The sequence below is a fragment of the Paenibacillus terricola genome (genome assembly GCF_014779765.1).
GTDB classification, from domain to species: Bacteria; Bacillota; Bacilli; order Paenibacillales; family Paenibacillaceae; genus Paenibacillus_T; species Paenibacillus_T terricola.
Map to the genome: position 1 here is coordinate 224,893 of NZ_JACXZA010000001.1, position 15,698 is coordinate 240,590.

Consider the following 15,698-nt stretch of genomic DNA (forward strand, 5'->3'; position numbering starts at 1 on the left):
TCAGCCCTCCCATTTGTAGCCGATTCCCCATAAGGTCTTGATGTAGGTCGGATGGGAAGGATCGTCTTCAATCTTCTCTCTTAATCTTCGGATATGAACGTTAATGACGTTCTCGTCTCCCATATAATCGTCATTCCAGATCAATCCGTAGAGTTGGGACTTGGTGAAAACCCGGTTTTTATTCGTCGCAAAAAGCTTTAAAATATCGAACTCCTTGGCCGTCAGCCGTACTTCGTGGCCTTTTTTCTTTACCGAATACTTCTCAAAGTCTAGTTCTAGGTCGCCAATGATAGCGGATGGCTCTACCTGTCGTTCCGCGTTGGAATACACCGTGGCTCTTCGAATAGCCGCATTCATCCTTGCAGTCAGCTCGATCGTCGAGAAAGGCTTCTGGATATAATCGTCCGCTCCGAATCCGAGGCCCAGCGCCTTATCGATGTCCCTGTCCTTAGCTGACATGATGAGAATCGGAACCTTGCTTCTCTCTCTGACCCTGCGAATGACCTCCATACCGTCCAGTTCCGGCAGCATCAGATCGACAAGGACAAGGTCGTACTCCTTGTTTGAGAACAGCGCCATTCCCTCCATGCCATCTGCTGCTGCATCGATCAGGAAGCCTTCGCGGCTCAAGGCGTTACGAAGCATCTCGACGATGGAAGGGTCATCTTCTATGATTAAGATCCGATGTGCTCTAGTCATAATTCACTCATCACTTCCAATCCTTTTTATCCATCTTACCAAAAAAGGAGGCTGAGCAGCTTGTTCATGATTCGACTTTTTATGAGCAAAGAGAAAGCAATAGCCCTGTTCAATTTAGGGTACTTGTGTTTAATTGCTGACTTGCCGGGGAGTTGATGGGGAATCTTTAGGGGGGGGGTTGCTTTCACAAAGCAAAGCCCCCTTCGTCGTTTTGGTGGAAGGGGCTGCTATTTAACGTTCAATCTATCTGACCCAAACCAAACCGGTGTTTAAGCTTATATGTGCTTTTGGAGGTTAACGCCAGAATGTAATCTTGTCCGAGCTTAATCGTACGGATTCATACCCGTCTGCCTTGGCATTTCCTATTGAGATCATCATTACCGGAGCATAGCGTTCTTCATCCAGATCAAATGCATTAGCCACCTGATCTACCTCAAAGCCTGCCATTGGGTTCGTATCATACCCATGCGCACGGGCTACCAACATGAATTGCATGGCAAAAAGGCTGCTATCGATTTTTGCAACTTCAACTTTTGATAACGGCGCGCACGTACTCCATGTCATGAGATATAACGACAACGAATCGGCAAGAGATGGCAAGGCAGATGAAGCGGAGCTCACCCGTCTTCTTGATCTTCTGGAGCCTGGCTGGGAGCGGGAAGTTGTAGCCATTCGATTCACGCCGAATGTCCTTGTCTCTCATGATTCACGCACGATTCGCCATCATGGGGCTGGGCCGGCTCCCGGAACGACTGTGCCGGAAGTCCGCGGTTTGTACGTTGCCGGAGACTGGGTCGGTGCGGAAGGACGGCTCGCCGATGCAGGCATGGCAAGTGCTAAACAAGCTGCTTCGGAGGTAATGAGCTACCTCTAATTCAGCTTCGGCGAACTCGCCGAAAGGGGTTAAGCTGGCAACGTTCTTTAGATCGTTCCGAAATTCAAAGCCTTCGAGCACCTTGTTCGCGGCCATCTGCTCCTTTGGCTTCGACAGCGCTGCATGTTCTTACGTATGCTATTTAGGTGTGAGATGACCTTTATGCGAATGTCATGCTATGATGAGAACGGTAATTAAACATGTTTGGAAATGAGGAAGAAAATGCTTGACGTATTCATGAAACAAATCGGTCGGAAGTCGTGCTCGTTCCTGTCCGCGATGATCGTCATTCTGGCCATTATGCTGACCGGCTGCGGGAATCTGGACGAGGGGCCTTCTTCGGCCGCCAATCCTTCCCCGTCTACATCGTTCGCCGAGGGGCAGAAGCAAGCCCAACCCCCGCTTATCAGCTTTAAGGAAGTGTCAGACCATATACGAAAGCACCAACGGCTTCCTGATAATTTCATTACGAAAAAAGAAGCCGAGCAGCTCGGCTGGGTACCTGCCCAAGGCAATCTGGATAAGGTTGCACCCGGGAAAAGCATCGGAGGCGACCGCTTCGGGAACAGGGAAGGACTGCTGCCAAAGGCCAAAAACCGGACATGGTATGAAGCGGACATAAATTATAAGAAAGGGCCGCGCGGAGCGGACCGAATTCTCTATTCGAACGACGGACTGATTTATATGACGACAGACCATTACAAGTCGTTTACGGATATTACGAAGGAAGGCAGTGTCCCGAAATGAGCAAAGTCACTGAACTGAGACAGTCGGAGGCGGATCGTCATGAGAACGTCCATGAATGGCTGAAGCGGGAGCTCGGCTTGCCGGACTGGTACGGCTATAATTTGGACGCCCTATGGGATTGTGTCACCGGATATTTACCGTTGCCCTTGCAGATCCGATGGATCGCGAATTCGGAGCACGATGACCGCTATGCCGCGATCTTGGAAGTTTTTAAGGAGGCCTCTGACCAATTCGATAACATTAGCTTTGAGTACGTGCATGATTGGTAAGAAGACTGAGGTGCGCGAACACGGGACATCGTATTGACGATTATTAACTGTGTAGTAACAATCAAACTTCATAAAATAAGTGTTAAACAGCGACAGCCCAGGACGAGAAAAAGTCCTAGACTTGTCGCTGTTTTATTGAACTAACGCACGCCATTACTTCAAAAGATTTTGGTAATTAGGGAGGAAGTCATCTTTATCGGGTCCTCTAAGATGTTCATAATTTTTAAGCTCAACTCCAGCCGCCGAGATCCGATATGTAAAAACATCCTCGCCGACAGGTATATGAGGACCGACTATTGGTTGAGCGTCTATTGTGATCAAAAAATCAAAACCACGGAAAGCAGCTACCCTTTCAATACTCTTCACGTTTACATAATCCGGATGAATAATTGGTGGTACTGTAATTACATCTGAATATGCCTCAACAAGTTTCTCTTGCATATTCGGAAGTAGACTTACGACAAGCATATCTTGTAGCTGTAATTCCCTTGAGTCCACAAGTGGCTTATTACCAACCGCATTTGAAGTTTGCTCTGATAGAGTCTCTTCAGCAGCATAGTAAATATCTATTTTTTGTTTGTTATCATCCGACCCTGAAGAGGCATGTGCGTATTTTACAAGAGCACCACTGCTCTCAGCGAATAAACGAAGAGGTACATATGCCTTATTATTATAGTTAAGCACCTCTTCATCTTCCTGTAGTTGTACCTCTTTGGAGACTCCATTAGCTAGAAAAAAAGTAATTTTACTTGGGAAAATGGTTGTTTCGATTACACTCGAAGCAAATACAGAAGTTGTTACCATTAAGAAGGCACCACACAACACACCTGCAAGGAATTGTTTCTTCAATTTGTCTTCTCCTCTTCAAATATAAGTTCATCGAAACAATTTGACGGAGCTAATGCGCTATTTGTTGAAAAAAAATACAAATTTGGTCACTTCCCGCAATATCAATCAATCGCCTTGTTAAAATCGAAAACAGTAAGAGTGTTGTACCAGAGTTAATAAAGAAAATCCATGTTAAGTCGGATGGATTAAAGAGGGTGTTCTATACGCCCAATTCGGGTCCGAGAAACATCAAGGCACCATTTTTGGTGTTAAACGAAACATTCATCTTCGTTCGTCATGAATACGGAAGAAGAAATCAGAGAAGCGTTCGAAAGTTATCGGAAAGGAACGTTTCTACAATGAGCAACTCAAACCATGTCTAAAAAGGGAATTATATAAGTACGCAAAGGCACCCGCTCAGGGTGCCTTTCGATTTCGCTCTATAGCCGATACGCTGAACCGTATCACAAGTAACGGCGAATTTTCAGAGGAAACCTAAATTGGAAACGGCCATAATTATTCTGACAATACAAGGGGTATGATTAGAGATGCATCGGAAAGATAAGGAAGCCTTCGATTCTTTACCGATCGTTCTCAATATGCTATATTGATGACGGGGAGGGAATGAAATGGCCAGGAGCAAAGAGTTTGAAGAGAGTGCGGTATTGGATAAAGCAATGAGACTCTTCTGGCAACAGGGCTACGAGAAGACGTCCATGACTGATCTGGTCGAGCACATGGGAATCCATCGAAGAAGTTTGTACGACACATTTGGAGATAAACATCAGTTGTTTCTAAAAGCGATGGATCGCTTCGACAATAAAATTAGCGCCTCTCTTGAAGGAGGAGTTAAGCGCTCCAAGACTGCAGTGGAAGCTCTTCAGTTTATTTTCGAACTCATGATTGAGGGAGAAGAGGACTCGCCTCCAGGATGCTTAATGGTGAATTCGGCCGTGGAGTTGGCAGCACGAGATGCCGATGTGGATACAAAGTCCACTGAAGCGTTCGCTACTGCAGAGCAGCTTCTCAAGGACATTATTGCTTGGGGGCAACGGGACGGTCAATTTACCACTGATTATGAGGCTGTTGAATTGGCGGAATATCTGCATAATGCATGGGTGGGGTTAAGGGTAATGGCAAGAACCTCGGTTGCAAAAGAGAAACTTCACCGTATCGCTCAAATATCAATAAAATTTTTAGAAAAATAACAGATTCATTTGTTCCCCGATAAAAAACAATTTTTTTTTGCCCTTTTTAGAATGATCGTTCCCAATAAGAGTCGAAGCAAATGGAGGGGTCATGATGCAAGCCATGATAATTGAAAAATACGGAAAACACCCGCTTAAGTTGGCTGATATTCCAATGCCTGCAGTAGGAGATCATGATGTGTTGGCGGAAATCCATGCGGCAAGTATTAACCCTCTTGATCTCTTAGTGCGGGATGGCAAAGTACGCGTACTGATGAAAAACGACATGCCGCATGTTCTAGGATATGATTTCTCGGGCATTGTCATTCAAGTGGGAAGGAAGGTTACAAAATTCAACATAGGCGATGAAATATACGGACGGCCAAGTAAGGGCGGAGCCTTCGCTGAATATATTTCCGTACATGAAAACGATATCGCCCAAAAACCCAAAAACCTATCCTTTGCGGAAGCAGCGTCAATCCCATTGGTCGGACTTACGTCCTATCAAGTATTGCATGAACGATTGAAATTATCGGCCGGACAGAAGGTATTGATTCAAGCTGGATCGGGCGGCGTCGGTACGTTTGCGATCCAACTCGCCAAAGCGATGGGACTTTATGTCGCAACAACGACAAGCGAAGCTGGAGCCAAATTGGTCGAATCGCTTGGAGCCGATCAAATTATCAATTACAAAACAGAACAATTCGATACCTTGTTACAAGATTATGATTCCGTTTTCGATACTAAAGGCGGAGAGACTCTAGAGAAGGCCTTTAAAATTGTCAGAAAGCAAGGTCAAATCGTATCCGTAGTAGGGCCGCCGAATGCGCGGTTCGGTGAAGAGGAGAGGGCTGGCTTTGTCAAAACAAATCTATTTCGATTGATTGCCCGTAAGATCACAAAATTAGAGAAAAAACACAATGTCAAATACAGCTTCTTGTTCATGAAACCGAACGGCAGGCAACTGGAGATCCTTTCCCAATGGATTGAATCAGGGAAAATAAAGCCTGTTATCGATCGAACTTTTCCTTTTGAAGAAGCTCAAAAGGCGATGGAGTACTCAGAATCGGGCAGAGCAAAAGGGAAGTTAATATTAAAGATAAAGTGAGGAGCATCTTATAATGAAAATTTCTGAACAAACCGCATTTGTCACCGGCGCAAACCGAGGTTTAGGCCGCCAACTTGCTATGGAACTTCTATCCAGAGGAGCTAAGGTTTATGCTGGCGCAAGAAATCCGGAGTCCATTGATATTCCAGGTGTAATACCTGTAAAGCTTGATATCACCAACCCGCAAGAGGTAGCTGCAGCTGCTATGACCGCTAAGGACGTTACGCTTCTGATCAACAATGCAGGATCGTCAACAGGAGCTTCTTTACTTGACGGAGATCTCGATAAAATTCACTTGGAATTTAATACGCACTTCTTTGGCACACTGTCCATGGTCCGTGCTTTTGCACCTGTTATTTCAAATAATGGCGGAGGGTCTATTCTGAATATTCTTTCCGCATTATCTTGGTTCAGTATGGGAAGTGCAGGCGGCTATACGGCTGCAAAGGCGGCAGAGTGGGCTCTGACGAACGAGTTGCGATTAAATCTGTATCCACAAAAGGTGAGAGTAGCCGGTTTGCATGTGGGCTTTATGGAAACCGATATGACGGTGGGTATTGATGCTCCTAAGGTCGACCCTGCAGAAGTTGCAAAAAAGGCTATCGATGGAATAGAGTCCGACAGCTTTGAGATTCTTGCCGATGAAGCAAGCCTTAATCTTCAACGGGGTCTGGCCGGCGGTGTTGCTGCGTTGTACCCACAACTGGTGTGATGAGCAAAACGGTACTCATCACCGGTGTGTCGGGCGGGATAGGTAAAGAGCGCAAGCTGATGACCCATTTGGTCGGGTCCGCACAGGGCAAAGTAGAACAATAACCGAATATAAATAAAAGAGGAGTTTTTTTTGAAAAAAATGGAAAAACTATGGAGCAAAACGAAAATAGGAAATCTGGAATTATCTAATCGGTTGGCTATGGCACCAATGACACGGAGTAGAGCACAAGAGGATGGTACACCTGGAGAACTAACTCCCCTTTATTATGCTCAAAGAGCATCTATGGGTTTAATTATTACGGAAGGCACACAGCCTTCTGATGATGGTCAAGGTTACTTAAGATCACCTGGCATCTATACGGAAAAGCATATTGAGGGTTGGAGAAAGGTTACGGATGAGGTGCATGAAGCTGGTGGTTTTCTGTTTATCCAATTAATGCATGTAGGTCGGATATCACATCCCGACAATACTCCGCATCATCGTCAAGCAGTTGCGCCATCTGCGATCGCACCCGGCGAACCAATATTTACTGCTAAAGGGATGTTGGACATACCCGTTCCAAGAGAGCTAAGTGAAGAAGATATTCAAACGACAATTGTGGACTTTAGAAAAGCGGCAGCGGCAGCTATTGCAGCAGGCGCTGACGGCGTAGAAATTCATGGAGCCAACGGTTATCTGATTAATCAATTTATCAGTGAGAACTCGAATAAACGAATGGATGAATACGGTGGATCCGTAGAGAACCGCGCTCGCTTTGCAATCGAAGTAACGAAAGCAATCGTTGAAGAAATCGGAGCGGACAGAACGGGATTCCGTATTTCCCCAGGAACACCTCTTAACGGGATTGACGAAGGCGAACAAGGGCCTGCAGTATATCTCTACCTTGTAAAAGAATTAGCTAAATACAATTTAGCATATCTCCATGTAATGCATTTAGGGAACGAAACACTTCTCCGTGAAATTCGTTCGAATTGGCCTCAACCATTATTGGTCAATCGAGCAGGACGATCACTAGAAGATATTGGTATAGATATTGATAGCGGCCTTGCTGATATGGCTCCGGTCGGGGTATGGTCGTTAGCTAATCCGGATTTGGTGGAGCGCCTTAAAGAAGGTTTCCCTTTGAATGAAGCAGACCGTGCAACATTGTACTCTGGTAACGGGAGCGAGGGCTATACGGATTATCCAACGATGAAAGAATTAATGTCCCAGAAGGAGTAAGTATAGCTTAAATGGTAAAAACAAGTTTCCTAAAAGTTCTGAGCAAGGTGGCGACGGTACCCATCCGGCGGCACCTTGTTCCATTTCTCCGTTATGTTTCTTCAAGTGGGTCATGCAACTGTTAAGTACCTCATAAATAAGGGGACAGAAGAACGAATAACACGAAACAGCAGCCCCGCCTTTGGAAAGTTGACTGCAACTGCAGTTCGAGATGCTGTAAGTATGATACAACAACAAAAGGACAGAGGCTCCCGCCCTGTACCAGGCCATTCTGAGCACCGCACCTCAAACACAACCAATCCCGCCAAATGGGACAGCATTCAGTATATGCATGGCGACGTATTTTATAAGGCATCACAAATCGTTTGAATGTCGAAGCCGGTCTTCACCGTATTCGCTGACGCAACAAAGCCGACATACATTCTGACCGAATGGGATTGGGATTCCGGCTCGGCAAATCGTAGTCTCGCTTTTGCTGTTTTCACGGCAGGCTATTAAGTCGTTACCCCGGAGCCCGGCGGGCACGCTCCGTTACTCCTTGGACGAAGGACTGCAATTCGGTTATGAATACCTTTGCTGCTTGCCCCATAAACTTGTCCTTCCGATACATGATGCAGATATCCTGACTAGGCGTAGGCTGGATCAGCTTAACCGCCGAGATATGATCATGGTTAAGATAATCAAGCAGCATTCGCGGCAGAATGGAGGCCCCTATCCCTTTTTCTACTAGGGACAGAAGGGTCGACAAGGTAGAGGTTACAATCGGGTTATGAATGGCAACCCCTGTTTCTTGACAACAGGCATGGAAGACCTTCGTAATTTGATGCTCCGAACCGAACAGAATCAGCTTTAATTGCTCTAATCGCTCGAAGGGGATCGCCTTTGACTTTGCAAGCGGGTGATCGGAATGGATAGCTAATACAAACTCTTCGTGGAACAAAGGGATGACAGCGATTCTGTCATCTGGATTCGAAGGCACTGTCGTAACGCCAAGATCTCTTGTGCCGTCGACAACCTGTTCATACACATTCACGGTCTCCGTTACCTGGATGGAAAGGTTGGGATAAGCAAGATGGAAGTTAACCAACAATGTATCGAAGAGCAAGTCCCCGTCCCCTGGCAGGATACCAATATCCAGCCTCCCGCCTTCCATTCGCTTCAGATCGGTTATTGCCCCTTTGGCGTTGTTGATGTGTTCGAATATCTTCCGGCAGTGCTCCAATAAGATTTGACCTGCCTCCGTTAGAGCGATCCGCTTGCCGATACGATCGAATAGAGGCAGCCCAAGCTCGTTCTCCAGAAACTTGATCTGTTGACTCAGATTCGATTGCGTGGTGCAGAGGTTCTCTGCCGCTCTTGAGAAATGCATTTCCTTGCATATGGCAGCAAAATACTCCAATTGTCTTAATTCCATTCTGAATGGCCCTCCCTCTCATCTCTGCTTTCATTACTAAAAACGATCGATCTCATCGGAATCTCGTGATTGTTGCTTTATGCAGCTAGAGGTAATCTTTAGTTGCAAAGCCAAAACATAAACCCATTCGGGAGGCGTTTAACAATGGCACAATCGATCGTAAATACGGGAAAAGTTCTGCGTCAGATTGTTATCGGACAGCTTCAAAGCGTTTCGGAGGCTCAGCTCGACATTCAACCGGAAGGCTTCAACAATACGATACGCTGGAATGTCGGTCACATGATCTATTGGATGGACCAATACGCAACCTTATCATTCGGGTCCATGTCTGCCGTTCCTTCGCAATATGAGGTTTTGTTCAACTCGGGAACGAAGCCCTCGGATTGGACGATCGTTCCGCCATCCAAGGATGAGCTGATCCAAATGTTGGTTACTCAGCTTTCCAATCTCTCCGAGCTTGCGCCCGAACGGCTCGACAAGACGCTGCAATCGCCGTTTGCAATGGGTCCGTTTCAATTCACGACCGCTGGCGAATTGTTTAACTTCGCTCTGATGCACGAAGCCATTCATCTTGGCGTCATTTCGAGCCAGATGAAATTACTTCGTTAGGGGTTATCCAATTACCGCAAAGGGGGGACAGGAAAATGCCATCGTTTATCTCAAACGGGATAGAGCTCCATTATGAAGAAGAAGGGGCCGGTCTGCCATTGATCATGCTTCATGGCCTGATGGGGAGCGGCGCAACGTTCCAAAATGAAGTCAATCAGTTCAAGTCGCATTATCGTGTGATCACGCTAGACATGCGCGGACATGGAAAGTCGAACAAACCGCTTCAGTATACTTGGCAGGATCACGTAGAAGACGTATCTGCCTTGCTGGATTTTCTCGGTATTGAATCAAGTTATCTTCTTGGGGTGTCGATGGGCAGTTATATTGCGCAGGGGGTCGCTATCGCCAATCCCCAAAGAATAAAGAAACTTGCGCTAATCGCTTCGAAAAGCAACGGGGTAACCTCTTCGATGCAAGAGCTTCTGGAGCGCCATGCGGAAGAAATGAAGGATCTCACGGCTGAAGAAAAACAGGCGCATGCTTTTGCCTATATGTTTAATAACCAAGCTGCGGTTGGGAAGGTCATGCACGATTGGCATCTCGAACATGCAACGCTGTCGGAGCCACAGGAGCAGATGGCCGCGAACAAGGCGCTTGAAGGCTTTGATTTCCGGAACGATCTAAAGAAGGTTGCTGCCCAAACGCTAGTCATTAGCGGTAAATACGACGGCTTAAATCCGCCGGAACGGGGAAAGGAGATTGCTGCGCTCATCCCCGATTCAACCTTCGTTGAATTCGAGTATTCCGGCCACGCGCCGAGCATCGAAGAACCAGAACGATTCATGCAGGAAATAATGAGTTTCTTCTTGAGCGAGCCAGGTTGAGTGCGCGATATGGATATTTGGAGCAAGTAAACTGCCCTGGAGCGAGTGGGATGAAAGCCACGCTAGGGAGGATCAGTGCTGGCAGAATAATTTATTTTGGTTGACTCCCTTTTTCTATGGAATCCATCAACGCCATCTTGTTTGCCAGCATCCGTGCGAGGTGCGCATGAACTTGTTCCAATTCATCTTTCTTTCTATCGATCTCCTGCATCTTTTGATTAAGAAGCTCAATTTTCTTTGAAAGGGGAAGATCGTTTACCTCATACGCTTGGATCACTTCTTTGAGTTCCGCTAACGTAAATCCTACGGCTTGAACCTTTCTGATCATCAGGAGATGCTCGACTGCTTCTTCGTAATAGTCGCGATAATTATTTTGTCCCCGTTGAACATGGCGTGCATCCAGAAGTCCTTCTTTTTCATAAAAGCGAATGGCAGAAGGGGTTAAATCAGTCCTCTGTGCCAATACATGAATTTTCATAAAAATCCCCTCAAAATGGTCTTGACCTTCAAGTATACTTTATAGTTTAGACTCTAAACGTCGAACGGTACTATGTCAAAGCATATTACAAGATCAAGACGAAAAACTCGGAAAGAAGGAGACGCATGATGAGTAAGATTCATGCTATTGTTATTGACCCCGCTGTTAGAGGACGTCTAAAGGTCGGCGAAGTAGAGGCTTCCCGTCCTGCCTCTTCGGAAGCATTGGTTCGCGTTCATGCAATCTCTCTCAATCTTGGCGAGGTGCGCACTGCAACAAGAGCAAATGCGGGGTGGCGCCCAGGGTGGGATCTATCCGGTGTAGTAGAACAGCCCGCTGCCGATGGATCGGGGCCTTCAGCCGGTACTAGAGTCTTCGGAATGGTTCATTCAGGTTCATGGGCTGAACTTGTCGCCGTTCCGACGAATTTCTTATCAGAAATTCCAGATAATGTTACTTATGCCCAGGCTGCAACTTTGCCTGTGGCTGGACTTACTGCTTTATTTGCATTGGAGAAAGGCGGCTTTCTGCTTAATCGGAAGGTGTTGGTTACTGGAGCATCCGGCGGCGTAGGCAATTTCACCTGCCAGCTGGCAAAGCAAGCAGGCGCTATAGTTACCGGACTTGTGCGGCGTGAAGAGCGTGCGGGTTGTCTACTCAGGATAGGGGTACACAACGTAGTTGTTGGAGAAGACGTTGTTGCAGCTCGATCATTCGGTCCCTATGACGTTATCGTCGATACGTTGGGCGGTAAATCACTTCACATGGTTTCGTCCTTTCTTGAAGAGGGTGGAAGCTGTATTAACGTTGGATCTGCAACCGAACCGGAAATGACGCTTCAGGATAGACTTCAATCGGTACCGGGTGGAGTGCTCGTTCTTAATGGAATGCCGCCGGGAGGCGTGTCAAAAGATCTTGGACGGCTAGCTCGAATGGTTGCTGATGGATTATTGCATCCGCCAATCGATCTGGAGGCGCCATGGACCGAAATTGCAGAGGTTACCCAGAGCCTCTTGAAACGTAGTATTGCTGGTAAGGCGGTGCTGTCCGTTTCCTGATGGAAGGGCTTTTGCTTGAGGCGTCCGCTTGTTGGGCGCCTTTTCTCATAGGTCTGCAAGCTGATGGACATAAGATCCCCTCTCGCTCAATATGATTGTCGGGAGCAAATATTTGGCAAATCATATTGAGGGGGATAAATGAGATGAATCATCATTATGACGTCATTATTGTTGGAGCACGGGTAGCAGGGGCAACGCTTGCTTATGAATTGTCGACAGCGGGCTATGAAGTTCTGCTGGTGGACAAAAGCGAGTTTCCGAGCGATATCCTATCGACCCATAATTTCTTCAACAACTCCTTGAAGATATTACGGGAGATGGGGGTGCTGGATAAGCTGCTGCAAACGGGTACCCCTTTGTACAAACGCGCCGTTGTTCAGTTCGAGGACGCGGTCATCGATGGAGAGTTTCCTGAAGTGGATGGAGAGAGTGAATGTTTGTGCATCAGACGTGTGCATCTGGATCAAATCTTGTTTGAACATGCTGCTTCGCAGCCTCGCGTTACGACGATTGAAGGCTTCCGCGTAACGGATGTGATTCGGGAAGGGGATGCGGTCAATGGGATTACGGGTGTTCATCGCAGCGGTTCGGCTGAACAGTTTACGGCGAAGCTCGTGGTCGGAGCCGACGGTCGTAACTCGACCTTGCGGAAGCTAGTAAACAGTCCGCAGCTCATGGCTGTACCGACGGACTATGCTTCGTATGTCGGTTATTTCTCTGGCTACGAGCAGGAAGGCGATCTTCATGTGGAGTTGTACAAGATCAAGGATAAAATGGTCATTGTTTTCCCGACCAGCGATCAATTGTACGTCCTTGGCGTTATGTTTCCATTGGATGACCAAGAGTGGAGCGATCGATTCACCGCTTCCCCCGAAACGGCATTTCGCGAATTAGTCGACAGCGGCTTCGCGGATTCTCCGCTGCCGGCACGACTGCGCCAATCTGCACTCGACGGCAAGATAAGAGGGCTGCGAGGCTACGACAATGATTGGTACCAGGGGATGGGGGCGGGTTGGGCGCTCGTCGGCGATGCTTTGTCGTTCAAAGATCCCGCTGTCGGGCAAGGAATGCATGACGCACTTTACACGGCACGCATTCTAACAGAGATATTATCTCAACATGACAATTGGGATGCCGAATGGGAGTCGATGGCGCAAACGTATCGGACCATGACGGAAACGAAGATGATGCCACGGTATCATATGGCGTGCCAGATAACGAAGAATGTTCCGTTTACGACAGAACAAACGATGGTTAACCGATTCATTGCCGCTCACCCGGAAGCGACACAGGCATTTCTTGGCATGTACAATCATGCGCTGGAGCCGGAGCAATTCGGAGGAGTGATCGGGCGTTTGCTGCAAGGGAGCTCGGCGCAAGTTGGATATGCTGAAGCAAATGACGTTTCAGGCGGATAAGAGATTCGCATAAGCAAATAAAGCTTGAAGGTGACGTTACGTAACCCAATATAATGAGATTCATCGAAAGGGAGGATGACGATGAATCCGAAGATCCGAATCGTAAACGAAGAAATTTTGTCCGATAACTGGTATGAGCTAAAGAAAATTACTTACATGAGCGAAGCGAGAGATGGTACTTGGACGAAACAGACTAGGGAATCGTACGACCGTGGGAACGGCGCAACCATTTTGCTCTATAATCAGGAGAAGCAGACGGTTATTCTGACGAGGCAATTCCGGATCCCGACTTACGTGAACGGGAACGAGACGGGGTTATTAATCGAGACTTGCGCGGGTTTGTTGGACAAGGAAAGCGCGGAAGAGAGCATTCGCCGAGAGGCTGAAGAGGAGACCGGATATAAGGTAGACAAAATTCAAAAAATCGGCGAAGCCTACATGTCGCCAGGGTCCGTAACGGAAATGTTGCATTTCTTCGTCGCGGAATACACGCCGATGATGAAGATTAGCGATGGCGGAGGACTCGAGGAAGAGCATGAGAACATCGAAGTGCTGGAATATTCCTTCCAGAAGGCGCTCGAGATGATTAAAACAGGAGAGATCAAAGACGGCAAAACGATTATGCTGCTGCAATACGCTCAAATCAATCGGCTGTTTGACCCCGTTCCAAGACAGCAGCATATTCTCGTTGCCGGACCTTATCGTTCTGGAACAGGAGACGACCCGGCGTTGATTCATCGGAACATCGAATGGATGACCGAAACCGCGCTTCAGGTTTACGAGGCGGGCCATATGCCTGTGCTAGGCGAGTGGTATGCACTTCCGCTAATTAGGAAGGCAGGGTCGCTGAATATTGGAGACGATATTTTCAATCAAATTTTTCATCCATCCTCTATTCGACTCTTGCAGCATTGCGATGCGGTTCTTCGAATCGGAGGACCTTCCCAAGGCGCTGATGAAATGGTGAGAGTCGCTCAAGGAATGGGGAAAACCATCTATAGAAAGCTGCAAGATATTCCTCGAATCGTATAGGAGAGGCTGTAGAATGGAAGATAACGAATACTGGACGACAGGACAGATCGCTAAACGGACGGGGCTGACCCTTCGAACCTTGCGGTATTATGACCAGATTGGGTTGCTGAAGCCATCGCATGTTAACCATGCCTCTGCTCGATTGTACAGTAAAGAAGATTTGGTCCGGCTGCAAAAAATTGACACGCTCAAATATATCGGTCTAAGTCTTGATGAAATCAAGTCCATCATTCATGGAGACTCATTCCCTGAACAGGACTTAAGAAGCTCGCTCATGCTGCAAAAGGAAGTGATTCGGCAAAAGGTTGCCCATATGCAATATGTATCCAAAGCAATCGATGAAGCGCTCGATATGCTGGAGAAACAAGCGGAAACGGATTGGGATAGCTTGTCCGAAATCATTCAGACGATTCATACCGAGCAAGATTGGGGGGAGCAATACCAGAGCGCGCTCCGACTGCAGGCCAGAATCCGGTTGTACGACACCTTCAGCGCCAATAAAACCGGTTGGCATCGATGGTTCTTCGATCAGCTCGGCTCGGAACCAAATCTGAGAATATTGGAGCTCGGCTGCGGAGATGCCGCCTTGTGGAGCCGCAATAGAGACAGAATTCCGCCATCGTGGAGCATCATGCTTACGGATATCTCCTCGGGCATGCTGGAGGTCGCACGCTCCAATGTCCAAGACAACAGCGGCAGGTTTGCGTTTCTTGCCGCCGACGCGCAATCCATTCCGTTCCACGATGGCGAGTTTGATATCGTTATTGCGAATCACATGCTTTATCACGTGGTGGATATCGGACAAGCGCTGTCCGAATGCTATAGGGTTCTCAAAAATGACGGCTTGTTCTATACCTCTACCATGAGCAAGGCCCACCTTCAAGAAATGGAGCAGCTCGCGAGGGAATTCTCCCCGGATCTACGTGTGCTGGACGATGTAATGGAGAGATTCCATCTGGATAACGGAACGGAGATCCTGTCGTCCCGCTTCTCGGTCATTGATCTGCTTCGGTATGAGGATTATATGAAGGTGGATGAGGCGGACCCGCTCATTCATTACATGACTTCAACGCCTATGAACGCAAGAGATTATCTGAAGGGCGATAAATTAAAAGACTTCAGATCCTTTTTGAATGAGAAGATTATAGAAGGAAACGGCAGCATCTATATTACGATGGACTCCGGGTTTTTCCGATCCAGGAAGAAAAGTTTGTGAA

17 protein-coding genes and 2 pseudogenes are annotated in these 15,698 nt (G+C 47.3%); 14 read left to right on the forward strand and 5 right to left on the reverse strand.

Annotated elements, in window-relative coordinates; genetic code table 11:
- Nucleotides 1-699, reverse strand: a complete 699-nt coding sequence (locus H8B09_RS01070) for a response regulator transcription factor (protein WP_191201641.1) — start codon at nucleotides 697-699, stop codon at nucleotides 1-3.
- Between the two features lie 294 nt (nucleotides 700-993).
- A pseudogene (locus H8B09_RS01075) lies at nucleotides 994-1,236 on the reverse strand (nitroreductase family protein); the annotation flags it as partial.
- Between H8B09_RS01075 and H8B09_RS01080 the strand changes: the two are divergent.
- The 3 genes from H8B09_RS01080 (at nucleotide 1,184) to H8B09_RS01090 (ending at nucleotide 2,589) form a co-directional block, all read left to right on the forward strand.
- Nucleotides 1,184-1,573: a phytoene desaturase family protein gene (locus H8B09_RS01080; protein ID WP_224753385.1), complete on the forward strand. Its 390-nt coding sequence runs from the start codon at nucleotides 1,184-1,186 to the stop codon at nucleotides 1,571-1,573. The pseudogene H8B09_RS01075 and the gene H8B09_RS01080 sit on opposite strands and share 53 nt — an antisense overlap.
- A gap of 279 nt (nucleotides 1,574-1,852) precedes the next feature.
- Nucleotides 1,853-2,320 (forward strand): ribonuclease domain-containing protein, encoded by a 468-nt coding sequence (locus H8B09_RS01085; protein WP_397376044.1) that lies wholly within the window; start codon nucleotides 1,853-1,855, stop codon nucleotides 2,318-2,320.
- On the forward strand, nucleotides 2,317-2,589 hold the full coding sequence (locus H8B09_RS01090) for a barstar family protein (protein ID WP_191201643.1): 273 nt from the start codon (nucleotides 2,317-2,319) through the stop codon (nucleotides 2,587-2,589). Before H8B09_RS01085 ends, H8B09_RS01090 begins: the two co-directional genes overlap by 4 nt.
- Before the next feature lie 153 nt (nucleotides 2,590-2,742).
- Here the strand turns inward: H8B09_RS01090 and H8B09_RS01095 are convergent, their stop codons facing one another.
- On the reverse strand, nucleotides 2,743-3,438 hold the full coding sequence (locus tag H8B09_RS01095) for a DUF3888 domain-containing protein (protein ID WP_191201644.1): 696 nt from the start codon (nucleotides 3,436-3,438) through the stop codon (nucleotides 2,743-2,745).
- A 273-nt stretch (nucleotides 3,439-3,711) separates the two neighbouring features.
- Here H8B09_RS01095 and H8B09_RS31165 point away from each other — a divergent pair.
- The 5 genes and pseudogenes from H8B09_RS31165 to H8B09_RS01120 form a co-directional block, all read left to right on the forward strand.
- A pseudogene (locus H8B09_RS31165) lies at nucleotides 3,712-3,780 on the forward strand (hypothetical protein); the annotation flags it as partial.
- A 266-nt stretch (nucleotides 3,781-4,046) separates the two neighbouring features.
- Nucleotides 4,047-4,625, forward strand: coding sequence for a TetR/AcrR family transcriptional regulator (locus H8B09_RS01105; protein ID WP_191201645.1), 579 nt, complete (start codon nucleotides 4,047-4,049; stop codon nucleotides 4,623-4,625).
- A 94-nt stretch (nucleotides 4,626-4,719) separates the two neighbouring features.
- Nucleotides 4,720-5,712 (forward strand): NADP-dependent oxidoreductase, encoded by a 993-nt coding sequence (locus tag H8B09_RS01110; protein ID WP_191201646.1) that lies wholly within the window; start codon nucleotides 4,720-4,722, stop codon nucleotides 5,710-5,712.
- A 13-nt stretch (nucleotides 5,713-5,725) separates the two neighbouring features.
- Nucleotides 5,726-6,424 carry an SDR family oxidoreductase gene (locus H8B09_RS01115; protein ID WP_191201647.1) on the forward strand — a complete coding sequence of 233 codons (699 nt, stop codon included), beginning with the start codon at nucleotides 5,726-5,728 and terminating at the stop codon, nucleotides 6,422-6,424.
- A 141-nt stretch (nucleotides 6,425-6,565) separates the two neighbouring features.
- Nucleotides 6,566-7,648 (forward strand): alkene reductase, encoded by a 1,083-nt coding sequence (locus H8B09_RS01120; protein WP_191202741.1) that lies wholly within the window; start codon nucleotides 6,566-6,568, stop codon nucleotides 7,646-7,648.
- A 502-nt stretch (nucleotides 7,649-8,150) separates the two neighbouring features.
- Here H8B09_RS01120 and H8B09_RS01125 read toward each other — a convergent pair.
- Nucleotides 8,151-9,062, reverse strand: coding sequence for a LysR family transcriptional regulator (locus H8B09_RS01125; protein WP_191201648.1), 912 nt, complete (start codon nucleotides 9,060-9,062; stop codon nucleotides 8,151-8,153).
- Nucleotides 9,063-9,206: 144 nt separating this feature from the next.
- Between H8B09_RS01125 and H8B09_RS01130 the strand changes: the two genes are divergently transcribed.
- The gene (locus H8B09_RS01130) at nucleotides 9,207-9,671 is read left to right on the forward strand and encodes a DinB family protein (RefSeq protein WP_191201649.1); all 465 of its coding nucleotides are present in this window, start codon (nucleotides 9,207-9,209) and stop codon (nucleotides 9,669-9,671) included.
- 35 nt (nucleotides 9,672-9,706) lie between these two features.
- Nucleotides 9,707-10,495, forward strand: coding sequence for an alpha/beta fold hydrolase (locus H8B09_RS01135; protein ID WP_191201650.1), 789 nt, complete (start codon nucleotides 9,707-9,709; stop codon nucleotides 10,493-10,495).
- A 91-nt stretch (nucleotides 10,496-10,586) separates the two neighbouring features.
- Here H8B09_RS01135 and H8B09_RS01140 read toward each other — a convergent pair whose 3' ends face one another.
- Nucleotides 10,587-10,973 (reverse strand): MerR family transcriptional regulator, encoded by a 387-nt coding sequence (locus H8B09_RS01140; protein WP_191201651.1) that lies wholly within the window; start codon nucleotides 10,971-10,973, stop codon nucleotides 10,587-10,589.
- 125 nt (nucleotides 10,974-11,098) lie between these two features.
- Between H8B09_RS01140 and H8B09_RS01145 the strand changes: the two genes are divergently transcribed.
- The 4 genes from H8B09_RS01145 to H8B09_RS01160 all read left to right on the forward strand — a co-directional run bounded on the left by H8B09_RS01145 (nucleotide 11,099) and on the right by H8B09_RS01160 (nucleotide 15,697).
- On the forward strand, nucleotides 11,099-12,031 hold the full coding sequence (locus H8B09_RS01145) for a zinc-binding dehydrogenase (RefSeq protein WP_224753191.1): 933 nt from the start codon (nucleotides 11,099-11,101) through the stop codon (nucleotides 12,029-12,031).
- 143 nt (nucleotides 12,032-12,174) lie between these two features.
- Nucleotides 12,175-13,449 carry an FAD-dependent oxidoreductase gene (locus tag H8B09_RS01150; RefSeq protein ID WP_191201653.1) on the forward strand — a complete coding sequence of 425 codons (1,275 nt, stop codon included), beginning with the start codon at nucleotides 12,175-12,177 and terminating at the stop codon, nucleotides 13,447-13,449.
- Between the two features lie 81 nt (nucleotides 13,450-13,530).
- Entirely contained in the window at nucleotides 13,531-14,481 is a 951-nt protein-coding gene (gene nudK / locus H8B09_RS01155; RefSeq protein ID WP_191201654.1) for a GDP-mannose pyrophosphatase NudK, read from the forward strand.
- Nucleotides 14,482-14,494: 13 nt separating this feature from the next.
- Nucleotides 14,495-15,697 (forward strand): MerR family transcriptional regulator, encoded by a 1,203-nt coding sequence (locus tag H8B09_RS01160; RefSeq protein ID WP_191201655.1) that lies wholly within the window; start codon nucleotides 14,495-14,497, stop codon nucleotides 15,695-15,697.
- Nucleotide 15,698 lies beyond the last annotated feature (1 nt).